Raw genomic sequence first — 22,386 nt, 5'->3', positions numbered from 1 at the left:
ACCATGCCCCAATACGAACGCATCCTGATCACCGGCGCGGCCGGCCGTCTTGGCTCGGAGCTGCGTAAGGGGCTGGTGCCGCTGGCAAAGACGATCCGCCTGGCGGGCCGCGAACCATTCGGCGATCTTGCTCCGCACGAGGAAGAAGCGGTGTTCGACCTTGCCGACATGGAGGCGACGATCGCGGCCACCAAGGACTGCGACGCGATCGTGCATTTCGGCGGCGCGCCGCTCGAATGCGCCTGGCAGACGATCCTGGATTCCAGCATCCGCGGTTCCTACCATATCTATGAAGGGGCGCGGAAACACGGCGTCAAGCGCGTCATCTACGCCTCCTCGGTGCACGCTATCGGCTATCACGAGGTCGAGGCGCATATCGGCGTCGATGCGCCGGTGCGGCCCGACAGCCTGTATGGCGTGTCGAAGAATTTTGTCGAAAGCCTGAGCCGGCTCTATTGGGACAAGTTCGGCATCGAGACGGTGTGCCTGCGCATCTTCTCGTCATTCCCCGAGCCGGCCGACCGCCGCATGCTGTGGTCGTACCTTTCCTTTGCCGATTGCGTGCGCCTCGTCGAAGCGTCGCTGACCGCGCCGCGCGTCGGCCACACGATCTCGTTCGGCATCTCCGACAACAGGTTGAAGATGGTCGACAACAGCGGCGCGAACCATCTCGGATTCTATCCGCAGGACAGCGCGGAGCCGTTCCGCGCCGCGGTCGAGGCGAGGACGCCGGTTCTGGATCCGAAGGCGCCGTCGGTGAAATATCTGGGCGGCTGGTTCTGCGAACTCGGCCATCCGGACGACGAGCCGAAATCGTGAAGCAGAGCTACGATGTCGTCATTATCGGCGGGGCCGTGATCGGCTCCGCCGTTGCCTATTTCCTGGCTGCCAATCCGGACTTCTCAGGGACCGTCCTGGTGGTCGAGATGGATCCGACCTATGCGAAGGCGTCGACGTCGCTGTCGTCGTCGTCGATCCGCAACCAGTTCTCCAATCCCATCAACGTCCGCATCAGCCAGTTCGGCACGGAATTCATCCGCAACTTCGCCGACACCATGCAGGTGGGATCCGACAGGCCTGATCTCGCCTTTCACGAGGGCGGCTACCTGTTCCTCGCCAACACCGAGGAGCAGGTGCAGACATTGCGCGAGAACCATGCCGTGCAGCAAGCCTGCGGCGCGGATGTGGTGCTGTGGCAGCGCGATGAAGTGGCCGCCGCCTTTCCGCATCTAAACGTCGACGACATCCTGCTTGCCTCCTATGGCCGATCCGGCGAAGGCTGGTTCAACAACACCGGCCTGATGTACGGCTTCAAGAACAAGGCGCGGTCGCTGGGCGTCGAGTACGTGACCGACGAAGTGGTGGCCATTGGCCGCGAGGGCGGTAATATTACAGATGTCACCCTGAAATCCGGGGCGGTGGTATCGACCGGCGTGTTGGTCAATGCTTCCGGTCCCCGGGCGGCGCTCACCGCCCGCATGGCGCGGCTCGATGTTCCCGTGGAACCGCGCAAGCGCACGTTGTTCGTGTTCGACTGCGCCCAGTCTCCCGAGGGGTCGGCCACCGTAAACCAGGGCCGCCTGCCGCTGATGATCGACCCGTCCGGCGTGTTCTGCCGGCCGGAAGGCCGCTTCCTCCTGACCGGTTGTCCGCCGGTGGAAGATCCGTGTTCCGACTGGGATGATTTCGAGCCGCGCTACGACGAGTTCGAGGAGATCATCTGGCCGGCGCTGGCCGCGCGCTCGCCTGCATTCGAGGCGATCAAGGCCGTGAACCAGTGGGCCGGGCACTATGATTTCAACACGCTCGACCACAATCTGATTGTCGGTCCCCATCCGGAGGTCAAGAACTTCATCTTCGCCAACGGCTTCTCCGGACACGGTCTGCAGCAGGGGCCGGCGGCCGGTCGCGGCGTGGCGGAGCTCGTCGTCTATGGCGGCTTTCGAACGCTCGACCTGTCTGAGGTCGGCTACGAGCGCATCGTCGAGAACCGGCCATTCCTCGAAAAGGCTGTTATCTGACCCCGGCGTCGATCTTGTTGGGCTCTGACTTGCTGCACGAATCTCCGAGGCCACGCCGAAGTCTATCTTGCCGGTTCGCCTTCGCCAAAGGTGTCCTTCATCGCCCGCAGGATGATGACGGCCGAGGCGGCACCCGGGTCCATGTGCCCGAGGGACCGCTCGCCGAGCCTGGCCGCCCTGCCGCGGGCCGCGACCATCGACCGCGTTGAATTCGCGCCGGCTTCCGCAGCCTCCAGGATGCTGTTCCACATCTCCAGGCCTCCGGCCGCGCGGGCGCGTGCGTTGACGGCCGCTTCCGTGGCCGGGATCCAGGCATCCAGCATCGTCTTGTCGCCGCGCTGTCCCTTGCCGCGCTCCTTGATGCCGGTTGTCATAGCCTCGACGATCATTGCCTGATCGGCGGCTGAAAGGCATTCATCCTGTTTGAGCGCTTGTGCCGCTCGCCGGAAGGCGGTGGCATAGAGCGGTCCCGTGGATGCGCCGACGGCATCGAGAAAGGCCGATGCGGCGGCCGTGAAGACCTCCGACGGCAGCGTGTCGTCGAGGTTGAGCTTGGCCAGTTCCGCATTCACCGCCATGAAGCCGAGCGACATGGTGATGCCGTGGTCGGCGTCGCCGATGGCGCCATCCAGATCCGAGAGGTGGTCCTTACCCGCCTCGATCGCAATCGATATGCGATAGAACATCCTGCTCAGGCGTCGCGCCGCGTTGTCCGACATCGTGTTCCTCCCAGTTCAAGCAGGATGCCGCCCGTCTTCACGGGGGCGCCTATCTCGCTATCTTCAACCAACCCGCAGGACGGCCGTGTCGCAAGGGTGATGCAACAATTCTGTAAGCTCGGCGTCGAGATGCATGACCGTTATCGACGCACCGACCATGTCGAGCGAGGTGCAGTAATGTCCCACCCAGTTCGCCTCTATCGCGATGTCCTTGGCGCTCAGCCGCTGCTCGACACGCCTGAACAGAATGTACAGTTCCATCAGCGGCGTTGCGCCAAATGAATTGACCAGCACCGCGACGCGGTCTCCCGCCGCCGGCTTCATTTCCGAAAAGATGCGGTCCATGATCCGGTCGGTGATCGCGTCGGCGCTCATCATCCTTTCGCGGATGACGCCAGGCTCGCCGTGGATGCCCATGCCGATCTCGATGTCGTCGGGGCCGATCTCGAAATTGTGGCGGCGGGTCTGCGGCATGGAGCAAGGCTCCAGCGCGACGCCCATGGTGAAGGTTCGCGCGTTGGCCTTGCGCGTCACGGCCTCACACGCGTCGAGCGACAATCCGCGGTCGCAGGCGGCCCCGGCAATCTTGAACATGAAGAAGTTGCCGGCAACGCCGCGCCGGCCTTCTTTGTCCTCGAGCGGAGACGAGGCGATGTCGTCCGTCGTCACCACCGTGCGAACCTCGATATTGTGTTCCGCCGCGATCTCGGCCGCCATCTCGAAATTCATCACGTCGCCGGCATAGTTGCCGTAGACGAAGAGCACGCCTTGCCCCCCCGATGCGGCATTGGCGCACTGGAAGATCGTGCCGGGAGGCGGTGACGAAAAGATGTTGCCGACGGCAACGGCGTCGGCGAGGCCCTTGCCGACATAGCCGAGAAAGCAGGGCTCGTGCCCGGTGCCGCCGCCGACCACAAGCCCGACCTTGCCTGGCCTCGGTCCGGTGCGGGCGACGAGGGCGCGATGCGACCCCTTGATCGGCATGACATAGGCGGCATTGGCCTTCACCACGCCGTCGAGCATCTCCTCGACGACATCATTGGGGTCGTTGAGGAACTTCTTGATGTGGGTGCGGAAGTGGCTGGGCAGCGCCACCGTGTTGTCGACCCTTGGGCGTTGCGAGAGCTTTTGGTCGAGTTCCGTCACGCCGTCGGCATTGAGGATGCCGCGGCCGGTGGCGGCGTCGGTGATGAGCACATTGACGTAGCCGCCGCGCAGCGCGGCAAGGATCGCCGGCACCTTGTCGAAACCGCCGGCGACCGCGATCCGCAAGTTGATGGCCTTCAGCATGTCGAGCGATATGCCGATCGTCCGGTCGTCCAGCGGGCCGGCAACAGGATTGCCTTGCCCGTCGATGAAGCGGCCGGCGACGACGCCGACGGCATCCTTGGCGAGATATTGCTGCAGCGAAACCGATTCAAAGAAGCCGCTGGTGTGGATCGTCGAGTTCGGACGCAAGGACGAAATGCCGAACAGCGCCTTGTTGGCTTTGGCTAAAGCGCCGAACTGGCTCTGGATCAGCGGCTCGCGCAACAGCATATCGCGAACCTCGACCATGGAAACGACCGCGGGCGCCGTGATGTTGATCAGCTTCGCCTTGACCGCGCCGGCGATGGCGGCGGCGCAGAGCTCGGGCGTATAGGCGAAGCTGGCGGCCGTTCCGCCGGTGGCCTGGACGATGGTGACGTCCTGAAGGCCGGGCACCGATGCCTGCTCCGCGATCGCCAGGATCGTGCGCCCCCAGGCAACGGCGAGCGTGTCACCGGATTTCAAAAGCTTGGCAAGGGCCTGCGCGGCAGCTCCGCCAAGGCGGTCGATCAGCGGTCGCGTGTTGTCGTCGCTCGGCACGACGAGGCAGTCATGCAGGCCGAAGTGACGTTTGAGCTCCTGCGCGATCGACAGCGAGCTCAGCCGTGACGGCTCGAGCGAGATGTTGACGATGCCCCGGGCGCGGGCATCGGCGAGGTAGCTGTTCACAGTTGCCCGCGAGATGCCCATGATCTCGGCGATGTCGCCTTGCGTCATGTGATCTTCGTAGTAGAGCCAGCAGGCCCAGACATACGGGTCGTCGCCATAGCGCAGCGGAATGGGTTCGGACGCAGCCTCGGCTCCCGCTCGCACGGTGCCGTTCTTGCGCGCCGATGATGTCTTGACGGTCATGCTGCCAAGTTTCCCCGAATCCAAGATCGATCGCCAAGATGAGCGTAAATGGCAGAACACTCAATCTTGGCCTGACGGCGCCTGGTCCGATCCGGCACCAACCCGGCTTCCGGCTGGAAATCAGCCGGAAGCCAGTGCTCGGCAGGAGCCTTTCCCGTGTTCAGCCTCCAGCGGTCGCGGACAGCAGTTTCTGCTTGGCGCCGTGCGCCAGGGTTTCCAGGATCAGGGCGCAGGATGTGGCGCCGGCGTCGAGGACACCGACCGAGCGCTCGCCGAGCCGGCTGGCGCGGCCGATCTTCGCCAAAAGATCCCTGGTGCTGTCGCGACCTTTTTCGGCCGCGACGACCAGTGCATCCAGGGCTTCCGGGAACGGCTTGCCGCCGGCATTGGCGGCGTCGAAGGCCTCGATGGCCGGGACGAGCGTATCGAGCAGCGTCTTGTCGCCGACCTTGGCCGAGCCGATTGACTGGATACCGTCGAGACCGTTGCTGAGCATGGCGCTGAATGTCCCGGCATCGATCGATGAGGAACCTTCGATCGTTTCGGCGAATTGCGTGAACATGACGCCATAGAGCGGACCCATCGAGCCGCCGATCTCGGTCATCAGCACGGTGCCCAGCGTGTCGAAGGCCGTGGCCAGCGACATGTCGTTGCCGCGGATCCTGTCCGCCGCCATGCCGAAACCCTTGGCCATGTTGACGCCGTGGTCGCCGTCACCGATCTTGCCGTCGATCTCGCTGAGATAGGCGCGGTTCTCGATGATCCTGTCGGCCAGCGAAAGAACGATGTCGCCGGCGGAAGCGTTGTCAAACTGCTGCATGCGCCTGTTTCCTAAAGCCTTGCCGGACAATCGACATCGACGTCCAGCAATCGTTTCAGCTCGGTGTCGAGCGCCATGACCGTGAGCGTGGCGCCGACCATTTCCAGCGAGGTGAAATAGTTGCCGATATAGGTCTTGTGGATGGTCAAGCCGCGTCCAGTGATCTCCGTCTCGATCGTGTCGTTGAGGATGTAGAGCTCGTTGACCGGGGTTGCGCCGAGGCCGGACACAAGCACCGCCACTTCCGTGCCGGCGGCGAGACCGTGGTCGTCGAGGACGACCTTGACCATCTCGCGGGCTATTTCGGCTGCCGGCTTCAGCGGCTCGACACGCACACCCGGTTCGCCGTGATGGCCGATGCCGACTTCCATCGTGCCCGGCTCGATCAGGAAATTGGGATGCCCGACCGCCGGCAGCGTGCACGGGCCAAGGCCGACGCCGATCGAACGGCAATTGTCGATCGCCCGTTGCGCGATCGCCTGCACTTCCTCTAGGCCGGCGCCTAGCGCGGCCTTGGCGCCGGCGCATTTCCACATGAAGATCTCGCCGGCGACGCCACGGCGCTTCTCGCGCTCTTCCGGTGGCGCCGAACAGACGTCGTCATTGGCGACAACGGTCGCGATCTCGATGTCTTCCTTGGCCGCGAGCTTTATGGCCATTTTCACGTTCATGTTGTCGCCGGCGTAATTGCCGTAGAGGCAGACGACACCCTTGCCGCCATTGGCTTCGCGCGCGGCGTCGAGGAAGCTCTTTGCGGTCGGCGACGAGAAGAGCTCGCCGACCGCGACCGCGTCCAGCATGTTGCGGCCGGTGTAGCCGATGAAGGCGGGCTCGTGGCCGGAGCCGCCGCCGGTGATCACGCCGACCTTGCCGCCGACCGGCGCATGGCGGGCGGCGATGACGCGCGGGTTGCTGCCCAGCCTGACCAGGTCGGCATGCGCCTTGACGAAGCCCTTGACCGTATCCTCGACGACCTCGTCGGGGTTGTTGATGAACCGCTGCATTGTTACTCCGATCCTTCGCCGCTCAGACAATGGTGTAGCCGCCGTCGACCAGGAGGTCGGCGCCGTTGATCATGTCGGCGCCGTTCGACGCCAGGAACACTGCCGCCGCGGCGATCTCCTGCGGAAACGCGAAACGGCCGGTCGGAATGCGCTGCTTCAGCGCCTCGCCGCGCGGGTTGTCCCAGGCCTTCCTGCCGAGGTCGGTGAGCACCACCGTCGGCGAAATCGTGTTGACCGTGATGCCGTGCTTGCCCCACTCGGCGGCGAGCGTCTTCGACAGGCCGATGACGCCAAATTTCGAGGCGCAATAGGCAGCATGCTGGTCGATCGCGACGCTGCCGGCCTGCGAAGCCATGTTGATGATCTTGCCGCCCTTGGCGGCCTTGATCAGGGCGCGCCCGGCGGCCTGGCAGACAAGGAACGTCCCCTTGAGATTGATGTCGATCGTCTTGTCCCAGGCGTCTAGGGTGAGTTCCTCGGCGGGAGCAAGGATGGCGACGCCGGCGCTGTTGACGACGATGTCGATAGCGCCGAAAACCGCTTGCGCCGCGGCGAACACCGCCTCCACGGACTTTGGATCGGCCACATCGCAGACGAAGGATTTCGCGCCGTTGCCGAGTTCGTCGGCCTTCGCCCGCGCAAGCGATTCATTGATATCGATCACGCCGACGACGGCCCCTTTCGCGGCAAATGCCGACGCAATGGCACTGCCGATGCCGGAGGCGCCGCCGGTGACCAGGGCGACCTTGCCGCCCAGCGAAAAATTGAGATCGACGTCTATTGAATCGGTCATGGTTTTCTTCTTCCAGTCCTGATGGAAAGTGGGGCGGGCGGTCAGCCCGCCCCACGGTTGTATCACTTGCGCGTCGCCAGAAGCTGGTCGACGTTTTCAGCCGTCACCGGCGTCCACGGGACATTGTAGATCTTCTCCTTGCCGTCGTTCCACGGCATGTCCTTGTAGGTTGTCCAGATGTCGGACTGAGGCTTGTAGTCACCCTTCTTGGCATTGAAGATTGCGAGGTCGAGCGCGCCTTGAGCCTGGGCGCGCGCGTCCTGGAGGATCGAGGTCATCTCGCCAGCCTTGACGGCGTGGAGCGCGTCGGTGATGCCGTCGATGCCGGCAATGGCGAAACTCTTGACGTCAAGGCCGGCGGCCTTGATCGCCTCGATCGCGCCGAGAGCCATTTCGTCGTTCTGGCCGATCACGCCGTTGATCTGCTTCGGGTGGGCCGTCAGCCAGTTCTCCATCAAGGTCTGGGCTTCGGCGCGCGACCAGTTTGCGGTCTGGTCCTCGAGAACCTTGACGTCAGGGCATTCGGCAAGCGCCTTCTTGTTGCCTTCGAGGCGGGAAATCTGCGCGGACTGGCCGACCGGCCCTTCGAGGATGACGACGTTGCCCTTGCAGCCGATCTTGTCGAGCACGGTCTTGGCTTCCATGTAGCCCGAGATCGTGTCGTCTGATCCGACATAGGAGGTCAGCAGATCGGAATTGACGCGGGTGTTCGAGCCGATGACCGGAATGCCGGCGTCGGCGGCCGACTGTACGGCGGCGGCGCCGGCGTCGACGTCGATCGGCGCGAAGATGATCGCGTTGTATTTCTGCGTGACCATCGTCTTGAACTGGTCCTGCTGGACCAGCGCATCATAGCGGCCGTCAAACACCGTCAGCTCGACTTCGCCGCTCTTGACGGCCGGGTGCTCCTGAAGCGCCGCCGCCCAGATCTGCATGAACTCCGCATTCAACCCGTAAGGAGCGGCGCCAATCTTGATCTTCTCCTGCGCCATCGCAGACGAGGCCAGCAGCGCGGTCGCGGATGCGAGCGCAATCATCCATCTTTTCATTTTGTTACCTCCACTAAGTGAGCGACCGACATGGTTCGCCTTTCAACGGACGCGCGTGATGCAGGTCCGGTGCCTGAAGGGGGCTGTCGAGCATCGATATTGCCAAAGCGGAATCCGCTTTGGTTCCAAAGCGCTAAGCCCCGTAGTTCCTCTTCTGATCGAGCATCACGGCGCCAACGATCAGGGCGCCCTTGAGCACTTGCTGGTAGTAGGATTGGATACCCATCAGATCGAGGCCGTTGTTCATGACGCCGATGATCAGCGCCCCGATCAATGTGCCGGTGACCCGGCCGACGCCTCCGGAAAGGCTGGTCCCGCCGATCACCACCGCCGCGATCGCGTCCAGTTCGTAGGCGATGCCGGCCTGGGGAAGCGCCGAACCGGTACGCGCGCTGAGCAGCATTCCGGCGAAACCGGCAAGCCCGCCGGAGATGACATAGACGACGAACTGGATGCGGGTGATGTTGATGCCCGAGGTCCTGGCCGCATGCGGGTTGCCGCCGACGGCATAGATGTAGCGGCCGAAACGGGTCCGGTTGAGGATCCACCACGAGACGGCGAACACGATCGCCAGAATGAGGACGGGCGCGGGTATGCCGAAGACGTCGCCCGTGCCGATCCAGCGGAAGGCCGGCGTCAACGCGGGAACGGGACGGCCGCCGCCGTAGATGAGGGTCAGCCCGCGCGCGGCCGAGAGCATGCCCAGCGTCGTCACGAAGGCCGGCACCGAAAACCGCGACACGATCAAGCCGGAGACGGCGCCGCAGGCGATGCCGACCAGCAGGCCGATGCCGGTCCCCAGGGCGACGGGATAGGGCGCCCCGGAAATTCCGGCGGTCGCGGAGCTGGTGACGAAACTGGCGCTGACGATGCCGGCAAGCGCCACAACCGAGCCGACGGAGAGATCGATGCCGCGGGTCAGGATGACGAAGGTCATGCCGATGGCGAGGACACCGTTGATCGAGGTCTGCAGCAGCACGTTCGAGATGTTGCCGGCGGTCAGGAAGAACTCGTTCGAGACCGACAGAACCGCCACCAGGATCAGGAAGGCGAGGAAGATGCCGTATTCCTGGATCAACAGCCGTCGCTGCTCGGAACCCAGCCAGCCCTTCGCCTTCTTGTCGTCGCCAACCGACATTACTGGCTCCTCTGCCATTGAGCGAACACCCTGTCCCGGTTCAGGTTGATAGGTGAACGAGTGATTGGGCATCCGTTTCCTCCCGGCTGAAGATCCCGGCGCTTCTGCCGGCCCGCATCACCATGATCCGGTCCGACATGCCGAGAACTTCGTCGATTTCAGACGAGATCATCACCACGGTACCGCCGGCGGCGGCGAAGTCGCTGATGATCCGATAGATTTCACGCTTGGCGCCGACGTCGACACCGCGGGTCGGCTCGTCCAGCAGCAGGACTTTCGGGTTGCGCAGGAACCATTTGCCGAGCACCACCTTCTGCTGGTTGCCTCCCGAAAGACCGGAGACCGGCATCGTGTCGCGCGCCGCCTTGATCTGGAACTGATCGCGCATGTCGCGGCTTGCCCGCGCCTCGCGAGCCCGGTCCATGGCAAAGGCGGGGCTCATTTCGGGCAGGCTCGCCATGCAGATGTTTGCCCGCACGGAATCGGAGAGATTGAGGCCGGTCAGCTTGCGGTCCTCGGTGACCAACGCCAGGCCAAGCGCCATGGCGTCCGCCGGCTTGGAGATGGTGACCTCGGCGCCGTCGACCGCAACACGTCCCGCCGACGGTTTGTCGAGCCCGAACAGGCAGTTGAAGATTTCCGTTCGCCCGGCGCCCATCAGGCCGTAAATGCCGAAGATCTCGCCCTTGCGGGCCGAGAAGGAGATGTCCTCGATCTTGTTCGGGCAAGAGAGCGCGGCGACCTCGATGCCGATTTCCGGCGTCGGCACGTTGGTTTTGACGTACTCCTCCGACAACTCGCGTCCGACGATCATGCGGATGAGGCCGGGCCGGTCGATTTCGGCAAGCGCCCCGCTGCCGACATAGGCGCCGTCGCGAAAGACCGTGTAGGAATCGGCGATCTGGAAAATCTCCGACAGGCGGTGGGAAACATAGACGATGCCGCGCCCTTGCGCCTGCAACCGGCGGATCGCGTCGAAGAGGTGTTGGGCCTCCCGCTCGCCGATCGCCGACGTCGGCTCATCCATGAAGATGACCTCCGCGTCGTGGCTGAGCGCCTTGGCGATCTCGACCAGCTGCATCTGCGCGACCGAGAGGTTCATCATGTAGCTTGTGGCGCGAATATCGAATTCGAGATCGTCCAGCAGCTTTTGCGCCGACCGATTCATGGCCCGGAAATCGATGCCGCCGAAGCGCGCCTTGGGCTCGCGGCCGAGATAGATGTTCTCGGCGACCGTCATGTGGGGAACGGGGCTGAGTTCCTGTTCGATGATGGCAATGCCCGAGGCCAGTGCGTCGGCCGGGCTTGCGAATTCCACCTCCTTGCCGCGACGGCGGATGGCGCCGGAATCGCGTTTGAAGATGCCCATCAGGATCTTGAGGAAGGTCGACTTGCCGGCGCCGTTGCCGCCGCAGAGCGCATGAACCGTGCCGGCCCGAAGCTGAAAGCGGCCGTCGCGCAAGGCGGCGACGCCACCAAAGGACTTTTTAAGCCCTTCCACCTCGAGCAAAAGCTCCACGCCGTTCTCCTCCCAGACATCAGGCACCCCCCGTTTTGGAGGCTGATCGACACCGGAACTCTCGTCTCCATATGTCGATGATGACAATAGTCAGTTGATGATCGACAAATGTCAAGTTAATGATTTTGCGATGTCTGGATTGACGGTTTTCCGCCGCGCGTCCAACCTCATTGGCAAACGTAAATTCATGCCGCTGACCAAGGCTCTGCCCCCAGGCAGGACGCCGGGAACAGGCTTCTTCCAGGACATCCAGACCCTATGACGCGACCGGTGGAACAGCTTCTTTCCCAGCTCCATGCGCGGTTCGATACCGCTTCTGTCCTGGTTGGTGACGCGGTCGACCCGCGTTACTGCGACGACCTTTCCGGAAAGAATGGAGTGCGCCCGGAACTCGTCCTGCGTCCGCGGATCACGACGGAGGTGTCCGAGATGCTGCGGCTCTGCAACGGCATCGGCCAGCGGCTTGTCGTCCATGGCGGCCGCACCGGACTTGCCGGTGCGGCGCGCGTCGAGTCGGGCGAGGCGGTGCTGTCGCTGGAGCGGATGACGGCGATCGAGGCGCCCGACCGCGAGGCGGCGACGATCGTCGCCGAAGCCGGCGTACCGCTGCAGGTGGTTCAGGACGCGGCCGATGCGGCCGGCTTGCTGTTCGGCGTCGATATCGGGGCGCGGGGAACGGCCACCGTCGGCGGCAATGTCGCCACCAATGCCGGCGGCATTCGCGTGCTGCGCTACGGCATGTACCGCGCCCAGATTCTGGGTCTGGAAGCGGTGCTGGCGGACGGCTCGATCCTGACCTCGCTTAAGGGCCTGCCCAAGGATAATTCCGGCTACGATCTCAACCAGCTCTTCATCGGCAGCGAAGGCACGCTGGGCGTGGTCACGCGCGCCTGCCTGCGGCTGCACCCGAAGCCGGCCACGGAGGTCAACGCCTTCTGCGCGCTGGCCTCGCTGGAAGCGGCAATCGCGCTGCTCGGACTGCTCAAGCAAAGGCTCGGGCCGTTGCTGTCGGCCTACGAGGTGAACTTTTCGCCGCTCTACGGCGCCATGGTTGCCGGCATGCAGGCGCCGGCGCCGCTGCCTGCCGGTTCGCCCGTCTATGTGCTGGCCGAGATACAGGGCACCGAGCCGGACCGGGACGGCGAGCGGTTCGCCGCGGTGCTGATGCAGGCCGTCGAGGAGGGCGTGATCGACGACGTGGTCGTCTCGCAGTCGCCGCGCGAGTTCCGCGCGCTGTGGGACGTGCGGGAAGACGCCAACCGCTTCCTGTTTTCGATCGAGGGCCTGGTCGGCGTCGACATCAGCATCCCGCTGGCGCGGATAGCAGCGTTCCTTCGAGATGCGGAAGCGGCGATCCGCACTGCTGACCGCAATGCCGAGATCTACGTCTTCGGCCATCTCGGCGACGGCAATCTCCACTATCAGGTGCAGACCAGCGAGCCGGCATTGGCCTATGACATCGTCTATCGGGGCGTGGCCGCCGCCGGCGGCGGCGTCTCGGCCGAACACGGCATCGGCCTCGACAAGAAGAAATGGCTGCACCTGGTGCGCAGCGAGGCCGAGATCGCCGCCATGCGGCGCCTGAAGGCGGCCTTCGACCCGAACAACATCCTCAATCCCGGGCGCATATTCGACGCCGCGCCCCGAGGTTTCTAACCCCGGCAGATCGAGCATCGGCTTGGCTCTATGTCGACGCGTTGCGCTCCAAATGCATGAAGGACGGCGCCGGTACGCTCGAACCCGCCGACATCATTGCGGACAGCCCGGCTCTGAGCTAATTTAGAGCCTGATCAGACGAGGAATGTGCCCGCTGTCGCGACGGCTTTTCTCTCTCTTTTTCTGTCTCGGCAGACTGTGACCTCTTTAACAGACCTCGATACCGCAAGCTGCATTCTTGTGGTCTTCAGGTAATAGCAGTTAAGGAATCTGCCATGCTCCGATGCTGCGCGTTCATTGCAGCCTTGATCCTCGCGGGCTTCTCGACGTTTGAAGCTCGCGCCGATCGAAGGGTTGCCTTTGTCATCGGCAATTCCGATTACCGGTACAATCCGGCGCTGAAGAACCCGGACAAGGATGCCGAGGACGTATCCAAAACGTTTCGGCTGGCCGGTTTCGAGGTCTTCGTCGCCAAGGATCTTACCAAGCTGCAATTCGAGGAGCAGTTTCGCAACTATCTCTCGGCGGTGGACGGCGCGGATCTGTCGATCGTCTACTATTCAGGCCATGGCTTTCAGGTCGGTGGCGAAAATTTCCTGATCCCCGTGGATGCTTCGCTGAGAAATGCGGCAGACATAGAGGTCCAGGCCATCAAGCTGAATGACGTGTTGCAGCAGTTGCGCGCGAAGTCGAAGATCCAGGTGATCATCCTCGATGCCTGCCGCAACAATCCGTTTCCGCGCAAGGACTATTGGCTGAGGGACCAACTGATCACCGCCGGCAACACCGGCCTTGCGCAGGTGAAAAGCTCGCTGAACACGCTGATTGCCTTCGCCACCGAACCCGGGGCGGTCGCCTATGACGGCACCGGCGACCTCAGCCCGTTTTCGGCGGCCTTCTCGCATCGCGCGCTCGCGCCGAACCAGGAGATCCGGACGGTCATGGCGGCTGTGCGCCGGGATGTGGTCGAGGCCACGAAAGGCGTGCAGGTTCCCTGGGAAAACTCCTCGCTGATCGACGACGTCGTCCTGATGCGGCGGAGCAGCCGTCTCTCGCTGCCACCGGTGTTGGAGAAAATCGTGCCGTCCGGGGTCGGACCCGTTGCTCTGGACCTGCCGGAACCGGTCGACGTCGATGGCGGATCAATTACCGTCAGCATCGAGAGGGCGCCTGCGCTCGGACGCCTGATGCTGGACGGCAAGCCAGTCAAAGTGGGCGAACAGATCCAGGGCAAGGATCTGCCCCGCCTGAAGATGGATGTGCCCAAGGCAGTCGGTGCGCCGGAAGAGGTGGACATGCTGGCCTATGCCACGCATGACAATTGGGGCGGCCAATCCCAGGGCATCATGGTGTTCCGCGTCAAAAGCGGGCAAGGGGCCGAAGGCGAACAGATCATGGCCTCGCTGGAGGCCGAGCAGAAGCAGCAGGTGCTGGAGCGGGGCATTCACATCACCGGCGCCGCCGAGGCAATCGAAAATCGCGAGATCAGCATTCCGGTCGGCGTCGGCCCGGTTTCGCTGAAGCTGGATTTCCCGACAAAGGATCCCGCGGTCAGCCTGAAGGTGGCGAGCTATCCGGCAACGGGAACGCTTTCGCTGCCGGATCGGACACTGACACCGGAATCGAGCCTGATGGCCGGTGAAGTCGACCGACTGCGCTATGAGCCCCAGATCGGCGCCGGCGCGCCGGTCACGGTGGGTTTCGAGATCCGGGCAGACAGCAGTTCGTCGAAACCCGCCACGATGAAATTGTCGCCGACGGTCGACCCCTGCGATACGGCCGCCGGCGAACCGCTCGACCTGCAAGGCGTCGTCCCCGGCCTGCTGCCGAATGAAATCGGCGACAAGGCGGTGGAGGTCTGCGAGGCCGCGGTGAAGGCTTATCCGGATGTGTCGCGCTTTCGCTACGAACTGGGGCGCGCGCTGCTTGCTGCCGGCAAGGTCGAGGAAGCGAAGACGGTCATCGAGGAGGCCGCCAAGAAGGGACATGTCCGCGCCGTGTTCGAACTCGGCTACATGTATGCGACTGGAACCGGAACGGCCATCGACCGCACGCAGGCCAACGCCCTCTACAAGGCGGCGGCCGACAAGGGCGATCCCTACGGGATGATGGCGTGGGGCCGCGCCTTGTTCAACGGCTACGACGTCAAGCCCGATACGGCCAAGGGCCTGGACCTGCTGCTCAAGGCGGCGGCGATGGGGCACACCTATGCCATGAACGAGCTCGCCTCGATCTTCACCGATGGCCGCAACGGCGTCCCCGCCGATGCGGCTCGTGCCGTTGCCTTCCTCGAGGCCGGCGTGCAACGGCAGGACATGTATTCGATGAACCTGCTCGGCCGCAATTACCTCAGCGGCCAGGGCGTGGAGAAGGACCCGAAGCAGGCGCAGGCGCTTTTCCAGAAGGCCATGGATCTCGGCCAGCCCTACGCTCCGGCCAGCCTTGCGCGCATGTACCGGGACGGTGCCGGCGTAGACCAGGATCTCGCGGAGGCGCAAAGACTGTTCGAGCTGGCAACCGCGCGAGGCGATCACTCCGCTGCCTGGGATCGCGCGGCTCTCGAAATGCAAAAGGGCAACAAGGTCGATCAGGCCGTCGCCGTGCGTTTCCTTGCATTCGCGGTCGCGCTCGATCTGCGCAAGGAGTTGCCGGACGCCCCGAAGATACTGGCGCAATTCGGAGCGAAGCCGAAAACCGCGGCGCTGAAACAGCTGCGACAGGAACTCAAGTCGAAAATTCCCGCGTCCGGTTCGCTGGACACTCAACTGGTCAATGCGGCCAGGCGGGTTTGGGAAGAAGCCAATCCGCGTCGGGATTTGTTTTGAGCAACTGGGAGGCAATGGTGGGCAGGACATCGAAGCAGGCAATCATCGGAACAATTTTGTCCGGCCTTGTGGCAGGGCTCATGGGCTGCACGTCCCTGGTGCCCCAGCCTGAACCTACGCCGCTGGTGGCGAAGCCCCAGCCGAAGGTCGTTCGCACGGTGCCGCCGCCAAAGGTCTTGAAGAAGAAAAAGGTCACCACCAAGAAAGTGGTCGAACCGGTTGAGGAGGTCCAGCCGGTTGAAGAAGCCCCCAAAAAGCCGCCTGTCATTCCCGCTATTGGTGGTGGCGGTAGCGGAGGCGGAGGCAGCAGTTGGTGATGAGGTTGACGCTGCCAGGCGTGCGCTCTGGAAGGCGACGTTTCCGCCGTAGGCGGTGAGAGTCCAACCTTCAGCGGAGGCTGCCACCCGGAGACAGCCTCCGCATGCCAATATCAGCGTTGCGCGCCATCCCGCAACTCAGGTCCGAGCGGGTGTTTCAAATTACGAAAGATCGGCGGTCTCGGCCGGCATCGCGTGTGCCGATATCGATACGGAAGTCTGTTGTCTTGGGCGTTCCATGTTCGAAATCGGGCAGAACTAATACGTGGCCGCTGATTGGTGCAGCGCCTCGATTTCCGCCATCTGGATCCCCATCTCGACAAAGGCGGAGAGAACGGCAAAACGGTCATCGAGCGCGACGCGCGCCAGCCCGGCCAGAACCCCTGCGTTGACGGCATGGGCGGCCGGGAAGGGTTGCAGGTCCGATGCTGCAGCCGGGTCCGTGGCCGCCGGGCCGATATCATCCCATCCCGCGGCCAGGGCGATCCAGCCGCCCGGCGTTACCGGCTGCATTGCGGCGGCCGTGCTCACCGCCGCGCGATGCTGAGGACTGTCGGGTTCGCCGACCCGATCGCGAACCAATGCGAGCAGTTCCTGGTCATTCCCGTCCAGCAGTTCGGTCAGGTGGCTCAGGCACTCATGCGCCCACCAGAGTGCGGCCCGCTCGGGAAGCAGATAGGCGCAGAACGTGATCGCCTCCTCCGGCACGCGGCCGGCGAGGAGGGCGCGACAGAACTCGATCGAAGCCTGTTCGGTCGGCGCCGTGCGCATGTCCCTGGCAATAGCGGGACAAGCCATGAAAAGATCCCGTGCCGTTCTGAATCGGAGCCCGTTGGCCATGGCCGCCACGCTTTCCCCCGGGGAATATCCGCCACTCAAGCGCCCGGCGAGGCGCGGGTCAAGTCTCTCCTTTGGCTAGGCCGCGGCCGGCCGGCCGCGTGCGTTTGTTCACAGACAATCGCCGCAAGATTTGGTATAGTCCGCGGCTGGCAAAATCGGATGCTCAGACAGGAGTAACCGCAATGCATTTCGGCAGTTCAGCCCTCGTGTTGGCGGTCGTGGTTTTTGCGACCCACGCCTCCGCCGATCCAACTCAGAAATCGGAAGACATCGTGAAGTTCTTTGCCGGAGCCGGCAATCTCGGCGCGGCGCGCGGCATCTGCGTCGGCACCGAGGAAGAGTGCGGCAGCAAGAGCGAGACGAACAAGGCGCCGGCCAAGAAATCCAGCCTCGACATGCTGATCAATTTCGGACTGGATTCCGCCGAGCTCGACGCGACCGCCCGCTCCGAGCTCGACGAGTTCGCCAAAGCGCTGAAAGACAGCCGGTTGAGCACACTCAGCTTCGTCGTCGAGGGCTACACCGACGCTTCAGGCTCGGCCCGCTACAATGATGGACTGTCGCAACGGCGGGCACAGTCGGTGACCGCCTTCCTGACGTCCAGCGGCGTCGAGGCAGCCCGCATCAAGGCGATCGGGATGGGTGAAAACAATCCGCGCGCCCCCAATCCCTATGATCCGGTCAACCGGCGCGTGGAGATGCGCATAAAAGCGCAATAGCCAACAGCCCCGGCAACGTATCGTGCGCCGGGGCTGCTGAAAAGGCTCCAGAGGCCGGTCTGTCAGTTCTTGTTGAGCGCCCCGCCGACAGCCACGCCGGTGCCGAAGATCAGCGCCTTGGTCAGGAAGTCGTTGTTGTTCTCAGGCGGCGGGGAGTCTTCCCGCCCGACCAAAGTATCGCGGTTGGTGCGCTTCTTCTGAACGACCTGCTGTTGTTTCTTGCGGGGCTTCTGTGCCACCGGCTTTTGCGCGCGGGCCTTCTGCACCGACTGCTTCTTCGGCGGCGCCGGACGGGCCTGATCGGCGGAATGTCTGGCGCGCACGGCGTCCATCATCGGATCCGTCTGGATGACCAGGAACGCCAGTTGCTCGCGCGTCAGGAAGGTGGTGGGCGGCAGACCGTTCTTCTCCTGCCAGTCGCCGATCGCCTGGCGGGTCTTAGGCCCGATGTTTCCGTCAACGCGGCCAAGTTCGTTGCCCAGCGCTTCGACGCGCAACTGCAGGTCGATGCGCCCCTCGCGATCGAGACCGATGGCGCTTTCCGTCAGCTCGGAACCGAGCGCCTGCTTCATGTCGTCCGAAATGCCGACCGAAGTGCGCCCGGCAGAGCCGGAGTTGGCGTTCGCCTCGTCCGTATCGACTGCAGCGACTTGCCGGTCTTCGGCTTTGGGGTCGTTCAATTCATCGATGCTCAGCCGCGCCACGGTGGCGAAGCGGCCGCTTGGAAACTGCTCGAGATAGGCTTCGTAGAACGGCACCGAGTTGCGCTTGGAGGCTTCATCCCAGAGGCGCTGCTCGACCTCCCAGGACGGAGGCTCACCAACCACCAGGGCGGGAGCGGCTGCCGCCGCGGCGCCGGCTGCGTCGGTGGCTGGCTTTGCCGCAGGCGCCGCCACGACGGGTTTGCCAATGAAGACCTCGCGCCCCAACGACGCGTTATGCCACGGGCGCTGGCGACCTTTGGTGGTCTCGGTCACTTCGCCGCGCACACGCGTCAGCGCGCTCTGGATCTCAATGCCTGGCTCGGTCAGGTGCCTGGCGAGTGCGGTGGAGTAGGGACTGTTGACGCCGTTGCCGTCGAAGGCGATGGCGCCCGGATCCGTCGCGTAGGCAATCAGGATGCCGCCGGTGCCGACGCCTTCCGATCTTGCTTCGATCGGCGCCAGGCCGGAGCCCAGCGAGCGCGACTTCGGCAGCGAGGCAGCCAGCGTCCTGGCGAGCGGGTTGTCGCGGCAGGCATCGAGGATGATGACGCCGACCGCCGGGTCGGACGGCAACGCCGCCATGAACTCGTCGATCTGGACGGTACGGGTCTTGAGGTAGGCGGGCGATGTCAGTTCGGCGTCGACCGGAATGAGGAAATTCTTGCCGTCGACCTGCATGCCGTGGCCGGCATAGAAAATGACGGCAAGGTCGGCGTCGTAGGATTGCTCGGTGAACCGGCTGATCAGGCTGTGCATGCCGGCGTTGTCCTGATCCACCCCCTCGATCACCTCGAAGCCGGCATTGCGCAGGGTCGATGCGATGAGGTGGGCATCGTTGGCGGGATTGGGCAAGGCAACCGCGTGGACGTATTTGCTGTTGCCGATCACCAGCGCCACGCGTTTGGCGTCGGGCGCGGCAGCATCGGGTGCTGCAGCCTGGGCGCCAAGCGAGGCCAGGACAAACAGGATAATTCCGCTCACAAGGACGGCGAACGCTTTCATGGATCGGCCCTCCGCCCCGCAGGGCGCGCTATTGATGTCTGCGCATGCTAAACTTTCACTAGCGACACAGTCGCTTCTGCCAAAACGGCTCTTGAACGTATGTGATCTCGACCACAGTTTTGGTTCACAAAGAGCCCGAAAAAAGTTCGTTATTGTAACACTTGGCGGCGGGAACACCAACGGTGACGGCGAACCGCTGCAACGAGCAGGTTCAAAGCGTCTTCTGAATCGAGCCTATGAGGGCCGTGACGGCCAGCTTGTATTTTTCGAACTCCGGCGATGTCTGGCGGACTTCCACCGTGGTCGTTCCCTGGCCCGTCCCGGTCGTCGGCGGGAGCTTGCGGCCCATCTTCCTTTCGGCCCAGTCGACGACGTAGCTGGCGGACTTGCCGGTGAGAAACGGGTTGGCCTGGATGACGGCCGACCCGAGCACGGCGCTCAATTGCGACGACCCCGGCGCTGCCAACACCTGATGCGCGCCTTCCATGCCGAGGAAATGGCAAAGATAGAGCCGGCCGGCGGTGATCTGGTGGCCGCGGGCCCTGAGATAGGCTTCGCCTTCGCGCGCCAGGTTGCGCACCATCTCGCGCGAAAGCGTGGCGTCGTAGCGCAGCGCAAGCAGATCGGCGGTCGACAGCGTGCGGGCGAGATCGGGACGGTAGGTGTTCATCATCCTGATCCAGGTCTTGGATATGAACTGGCCGGCGCCGGTCGCCGAGGAGAGCGGATTCTTGGCGCGCGCACTGCCGCCACTTTCGACATGAACGATGCGGTCGGTCAGCGTTTCGACGGCAGGATCGCTCGTTGTTGCGATCGCCGCGGTCACTGTGCCGAGCGGATCGATCGCCTGGCCGTTCTGATAGAGTTCGAAATGCAGATGCGGTCCGGTCGAGAGACCAGTGGTGCCGATATAGCCAATGATGTCGCCGGCCTTCACCTTGGTGCCGACACCGCTGGCGATCGCGAATTTCTGCATATGCGCGTAGCGCGTCTCGCGCCCGTTGCCGTTCGCGATCTTCACCAGATTGCCGTAGCCGCCGCCGTCGCCCTGGAAGGTGATCTCGCCATCGAAGGCGGCCGCGATGGGCGTGCCCACTGGAGCTGCCCAATCGACGCCCTTGTGGATGCGAACCACGCCCAGAATTGGGTGCTTGCGTGGGCCGAAGGTCGAGGTCATGACGCCGTTGACCGGCGTCACCATGCCGTTGGTGACCGTCAGCGAGCGCACCTGATCGTCGCCGCCGACGCAGGCGAACTGGCCGTCGCTCTGCTGGAAGACGAAACAGTCGAGGCTTTTTTCCGTACCTTGCACACCGACATACAAGACCCGCCCGTCGGTCTCACTCTTGCCGCGCGGCGTCTGCGAATAGATCAGAACCAGACGCTGGTCCTCGCTGGCGAAGGCATCCAGGTCCTGTCCTCGCGACAGATACATGATCGCTTCGCCGATCACGCCGGTCGGAACCTTGTTGCGCGCGGCCGTCGAATAGATTGCGTCGAGCAGGCGATACTGCCGTTTGTGCGTGCCTTCCTCCTGTGCCCCCGAATAATTGAACAGATCTTCGCGCACCCAGGGGTCGACACCCGATACGAACGCCCCCGCCGCGCTGCGCGTCAGCGTGCCGACAAAGACATTCTTGGCGTAGATCGAAACCTGCATCAGCGACATCGTCGCCGTCTCGCGCGTCGGCCTGAAACCGCGCATGGCGACGACATAGCCCGGTTCCAGGCCGTCGCGGTTGAACAGGCTTTTGAGGGCTTCTCCCGCCTGCCTGGCATCCTCGGCGGAGAAATGCGCGTCGAGCGCAACGCTGTCCAGGCTGCGGTCGTTGAGGATCTTCACGAATGTGTCTTCGGTTGCCTCGAAGCGCTGGTACTCGCTGGTGACGGTCGCGACGCTGGTGTTGTTTTCGATCTGGGTCTTCTGGAACGCGGGAAGGGCGACCTCGCCGGCATCGATCGTTTCGCCCCAACCGGCTTCGGGATCGTCGGCATCAGCCTGCGGCTGCGCAGTTGCCGGCGTCTCGCCCGCTGCCGGCGATGGCTGAAGCTCGTTCTGCAGGTCGCTGGCTGGCGCGTCGCTGGACGGCACGTCGCCGGACGGCGGCGGCGCGGTCTGCCGCTGCGCCTGGAAGAATGCGAAATCCTCTTGCGTCGACGGTATGGTGGTCATGAATTTCTCGCTGGCGCTGAGCATCACGTCCGACAGGATCTCGATCTGCGGAGAGACGCCGGCCTGATCGAGTTCCGCCGGCCGCGCAATCGACTGGGCCTTCGACGAGGTGTCGGCGTCGGGGGCAAGAGTGATCCACATCGGGTCCCCGGCAAGATCGATGATGGCGGGCACGTAGACCGACGCGTCGGCCGGCACGTCGTCGGCGCCTTCGACGGCGTGCAGGTCCTCGTCCTCGTCGCCGAAGGACCAATAGTCCGCGGTGAGATAGAAGCCGACGCCCAACGAAATCACCGCAAGGACCGCGAGACCGGCAGCGAGCCTCAACCACAGCCGTCGCCTGCGAAGCGCCAGGCGTGCCTGCTTCTTTGCCTTGAAGCTGGTGTCGATGCTGTGCGTCACGGATTGCGTCCGGTCAGGAAAAACGTCCACCGCGCCTGTTCGAGCGTGTCGACTTCGAGAAAGCCCGCGGCGATATGGCCGCGCTGCCAGCATTCATCGATGCCGCGGATCGAGAAGCGCCGCCGCTCGATGCACATTTCGGTCGACCCGTTCAGGATCGCATGACCGAAGACGTCGGTCGCGTAGATGTAGACGTAGCGGTTGGTCAGCTCCTCGCGGATGACGTTCACGCACTGGTTCGCGCCGATGGTCCACCAGCCGTCGGTCTGGTCGGCATTGTCGACCTTCTGGCCGACGGCGAGATTGACGACATCAAGCGTCTGGTTGCAGACGGTGAATTCGGCGCGCGCGGGATTGGATGACAGGATGGCCAGCAGTGCCGCGCCCAGGATCACGGCAAGCTTCATGCGACCCGTCAGCAGCGCTCTATCTCTTTGTTTTGACGCAATTCCGGACGGAAAACCGCTACGCACTTTTCCTGGAATTGCTCGATCCCAATCACGCTGTTGCTTGGGCGAGGGGGCG

19 protein-coding genes are annotated in these 22,386 nt (G+C 63.8%); 7 read left to right on the top strand and 12 right to left on the bottom strand.

Annotation, left to right across the window (positions count from 1 at the left end; translation table 11 throughout):
* Window positions 1-3: 3 nt before the first annotated feature.
* Together ACFX5Q_RS14445 and ACFX5Q_RS14440 are read left to right on the top strand one after the other, a co-directional pair.
* Entirely contained in the window at window positions 4-819 is an 816-nt protein-coding gene (locus ACFX5Q_RS14445) for an NAD-dependent epimerase/dehydratase family protein (RefSeq protein WP_404278894.1), read from the top strand.
* Window positions 816-2,021 carry an NAD(P)/FAD-dependent oxidoreductase gene (locus ACFX5Q_RS14440; protein ID WP_404278892.1) on the top strand — a complete coding sequence of 402 codons (1,206 nt, stop codon included), beginning with the start codon at window positions 816-818 and terminating at the stop codon, window positions 2,019-2,021. Before ACFX5Q_RS14445 ends, ACFX5Q_RS14440 begins: the two co-directional genes overlap by 4 nt.
* Window positions 2,022-2,083: 62 nt before the next feature.
* Here ACFX5Q_RS14440 and dhaL (ACFX5Q_RS14435) read toward each other — a convergent pair whose 3' ends face one another.
* From dhaL (ACFX5Q_RS14435) to ACFX5Q_RS14400, 8 genes are all read right to left on the bottom strand, one after another.
* Window positions 2,084-2,740, bottom strand: a complete 657-nt coding sequence (gene dhaL / locus ACFX5Q_RS14435; RefSeq protein ID WP_404278890.1) for a dihydroxyacetone kinase subunit DhaL — start codon at window positions 2,738-2,740, stop codon at window positions 2,084-2,086.
* Between the two features lie 63 nt (window positions 2,741-2,803).
* Window positions 2,804-4,900: a bifunctional sugar-binding transcriptional regulator/dihydroxyacetone kinase subunit DhaK gene (locus ACFX5Q_RS14430; protein WP_404278888.1), complete on the bottom strand. Its 2,097-nt coding sequence runs from the start codon at window positions 4,898-4,900 to the stop codon at window positions 2,804-2,806.
* A gap of 160 nt (window positions 4,901-5,060) precedes the next feature.
* A complete protein-coding gene (dhaL, locus tag ACFX5Q_RS14425) occupies window positions 5,061-5,720 on the bottom strand; it encodes a dihydroxyacetone kinase subunit DhaL (RefSeq protein ID WP_404278886.1) in 660 nt (219 codons plus the stop codon).
* Between the two features lie 11 nt (window positions 5,721-5,731).
* Complete coding sequence (locus ACFX5Q_RS14420; RefSeq protein WP_006206719.1) at window positions 5,732-6,724, bottom strand: dihydroxyacetone kinase subunit DhaK; 993 nt, start codon at window positions 6,722-6,724, stop codon at window positions 5,732-5,734.
* A 22-nt stretch (window positions 6,725-6,746) separates the two neighbouring features.
* A complete protein-coding gene (locus tag ACFX5Q_RS14415) occupies window positions 6,747-7,517 on the bottom strand; it encodes an SDR family oxidoreductase (RefSeq protein ID WP_404278883.1) in 771 nt (256 codons plus the stop codon).
* Between the two features lie 62 nt (window positions 7,518-7,579).
* Entirely contained in the window at window positions 7,580-8,566 is a 987-nt protein-coding gene (locus tag ACFX5Q_RS14410; protein ID WP_404278881.1) for a substrate-binding domain-containing protein, read from the bottom strand.
* A gap of 133 nt (window positions 8,567-8,699) precedes the next feature.
* Window positions 8,700-9,704, bottom strand: coding sequence for an ABC transporter permease (locus ACFX5Q_RS14405; RefSeq protein ID WP_404278879.1), 1,005 nt, complete (start codon window positions 9,702-9,704; stop codon window positions 8,700-8,702).
* 40 nt (window positions 9,705-9,744) lie between these two features.
* The gene (locus ACFX5Q_RS14400; RefSeq protein WP_404278877.1) at window positions 9,745-11,223 is read right to left on the bottom strand and encodes a sugar ABC transporter ATP-binding protein; all 1,479 of its coding nucleotides are present in this window, start codon (window positions 11,221-11,223) and stop codon (window positions 9,745-9,747) included.
* 94 nt (window positions 11,224-11,317) lie between these two features.
* Here ACFX5Q_RS14400 and ACFX5Q_RS14395 point away from each other — a divergent pair, with 94 nt between their 5' ends.
* The 4 genes from ACFX5Q_RS14395 (at window position 11,318) to ACFX5Q_RS14380 (ending at window position 16,021) form a co-directional block, all read left to right on the top strand.
* On the top strand, window positions 11,318-11,485 hold the full coding sequence (locus ACFX5Q_RS14395; RefSeq protein WP_404278875.1) for a hypothetical protein: 168 nt from the start codon (window positions 11,318-11,320) through the stop codon (window positions 11,483-11,485).
* The gene (locus ACFX5Q_RS14390) at window positions 11,482-12,879 is read left to right on the top strand and encodes an FAD-binding oxidoreductase (RefSeq protein ID WP_404278872.1); all 1,398 of its coding nucleotides are present in this window, start codon (window positions 11,482-11,484) and stop codon (window positions 12,877-12,879) included. The genes ACFX5Q_RS14395 and ACFX5Q_RS14390 overlap by 4 nt, the downstream gene beginning before the upstream one ends.
* Window positions 12,880-13,154: 275 nt before the next feature.
* Window positions 13,155-15,704 (top strand): caspase family protein, encoded by a 2,550-nt coding sequence (locus ACFX5Q_RS14385; RefSeq protein ID WP_404278870.1) that lies wholly within the window; start codon window positions 13,155-13,157, stop codon window positions 15,702-15,704.
* Window positions 15,701-16,021, top strand: a complete 321-nt coding sequence (locus ACFX5Q_RS14380) for a hypothetical protein (RefSeq protein ID WP_404278868.1) — start codon at window positions 15,701-15,703, stop codon at window positions 16,019-16,021. Before ACFX5Q_RS14385 ends, ACFX5Q_RS14380 begins: the two co-directional genes overlap by 4 nt.
* Window positions 16,022-16,279: 258 nt before the next feature.
* Here the strand turns inward: ACFX5Q_RS14380 and ACFX5Q_RS14375 are convergent, their stop codons facing one another.
* Window positions 16,280-16,861 (bottom strand): DUF6931 family protein, encoded by a 582-nt coding sequence (locus ACFX5Q_RS14375; RefSeq protein WP_404278866.1) that lies wholly within the window; start codon window positions 16,859-16,861, stop codon window positions 16,280-16,282.
* A gap of 182 nt (window positions 16,862-17,043) precedes the next feature.
* Here ACFX5Q_RS14375 and ACFX5Q_RS14370 point away from each other — a divergent pair, with 182 nt between their 5' ends.
* On the top strand, window positions 17,044-17,580 hold the full coding sequence (locus ACFX5Q_RS14370) for an OmpA family protein (protein WP_404278864.1): 537 nt from the start codon (window positions 17,044-17,046) through the stop codon (window positions 17,578-17,580).
* A gap of 62 nt (window positions 17,581-17,642) precedes the next feature.
* Here ACFX5Q_RS14370 and ACFX5Q_RS14365 read toward each other — a convergent pair whose 3' ends face one another.
* The 3 genes from ACFX5Q_RS14365 to ACFX5Q_RS14355 form a co-directional block, all read right to left on the bottom strand.
* Window positions 17,643-19,286, bottom strand: a complete 1,644-nt coding sequence (locus ACFX5Q_RS14365) for a caspase family protein (protein ID WP_404278862.1) — start codon at window positions 19,284-19,286, stop codon at window positions 17,643-17,645.
* A 211-nt stretch (window positions 19,287-19,497) separates the two neighbouring features.
* Window positions 19,498-21,861: a M23 family metallopeptidase gene (locus ACFX5Q_RS14360; RefSeq protein ID WP_404278860.1), complete on the bottom strand. Its 2,364-nt coding sequence runs from the start codon at window positions 21,859-21,861 to the stop codon at window positions 19,498-19,500.
* Window positions 21,858-22,268 (bottom strand): DUF1036 domain-containing protein, encoded by a 411-nt coding sequence (locus tag ACFX5Q_RS14355; RefSeq protein ID WP_192182784.1) that lies wholly within the window; start codon window positions 22,266-22,268, stop codon window positions 21,858-21,860. Before ACFX5Q_RS14355 ends, ACFX5Q_RS14360 begins: the two co-directional genes overlap by 4 nt.
* Window positions 22,269-22,386: the final 118 nt, after the last annotated feature.

The sequence above is a fragment of the Mesorhizobium sp. IMUNJ 23033 genome, from assembly GCF_044778005.1.
Taxonomy (GTDB): Bacteria; Pseudomonadota; Alphaproteobacteria; order Rhizobiales; family Rhizobiaceae; genus Mesorhizobium; species Mesorhizobium amorphae_A.
This window is presented reverse-complemented; position numbering and strand designations above follow the sequence as displayed.

Excerpts from the sequence above, each read along its gene's own strand:
- ACFX5Q_RS14390 (WP_404278872.1), top strand. The coding sequence starts at position 11,482 with ATGACGCGACCGGTGGAACAGCTTCTTTCCCAGCTCCATGCGCGGTTC.
- ACFX5Q_RS14370 (WP_404278864.1), top strand. The coding sequence starts at position 17,044 with ATGCATTTCGGCAGTTCAGCCCTCGTGTTGGCGGTCGTGGTTTTTGCG.
- ACFX5Q_RS14385 (WP_404278870.1), top strand. The coding sequence starts at position 13,155 with ATGCTCCGATGCTGCGCGTTCATTGCAGCCTTGATCCTCGCGGGCTTC.
- dhaL (WP_404278886.1), bottom strand. The coding sequence starts at position 5,720 with ATGCAGCAGTTTGACAACGCTTCCGCCGGCGACATCGTTCTTTCGCTG.
- ACFX5Q_RS14410 (WP_404278881.1), bottom strand. The coding sequence starts at position 8,566 with ATGAAAAGATGGATGATTGCGCTCGCATCCGCGACCGCGCTGCTGGCC.
- ACFX5Q_RS14405 (WP_404278879.1), bottom strand. The coding sequence starts at position 9,704 with ATGTCGGTTGGCGACGACAAGAAGGCGAAGGGCTGGCTGGGTTCCGAG.
- ACFX5Q_RS14445 (WP_404278894.1), top strand. The coding sequence starts at position 4 with ATGCCCCAATACGAACGCATCCTGATCACCGGCGCGGCCGGCCGTCTT.
- ACFX5Q_RS14430 (WP_404278888.1), bottom strand. The coding sequence starts at position 4,900 with ATGACCGTCAAGACATCATCGGCGCGCAAGAACGGCACCGTGCGAGCG.
- ACFX5Q_RS14420 (WP_006206719.1), bottom strand. The coding sequence starts at position 6,724 with ATGCAGCGGTTCATCAACAACCCCGACGAGGTCGTCGAGGATACGGTC.
- ACFX5Q_RS14365 (WP_404278862.1), bottom strand. The coding sequence starts at position 19,286 with ATGAAAGCGTTCGCCGTCCTTGTGAGCGGAATTATCCTGTTTGTCCTG.
- ACFX5Q_RS14375 (WP_404278866.1), bottom strand. The coding sequence starts at position 16,861 with ATGGCCAACGGGCTCCGATTCAGAACGGCACGGGATCTTTTCATGGCT.
- ACFX5Q_RS14415 (WP_404278883.1), bottom strand. The coding sequence starts at position 7,517 with ATGACCGATTCAATAGACGTCGATCTCAATTTTTCGCTGGGCGGCAAG.
- ACFX5Q_RS14355 (WP_192182784.1), bottom strand. The coding sequence starts at position 22,268 with ATGAAGCTTGCCGTGATCCTGGGCGCGGCACTGCTGGCCATCCTGTCA.
- dhaL (WP_404278890.1), bottom strand. The coding sequence starts at position 2,740 with ATGTCGGACAACGCGGCGCGACGCCTGAGCAGGATGTTCTATCGCATA.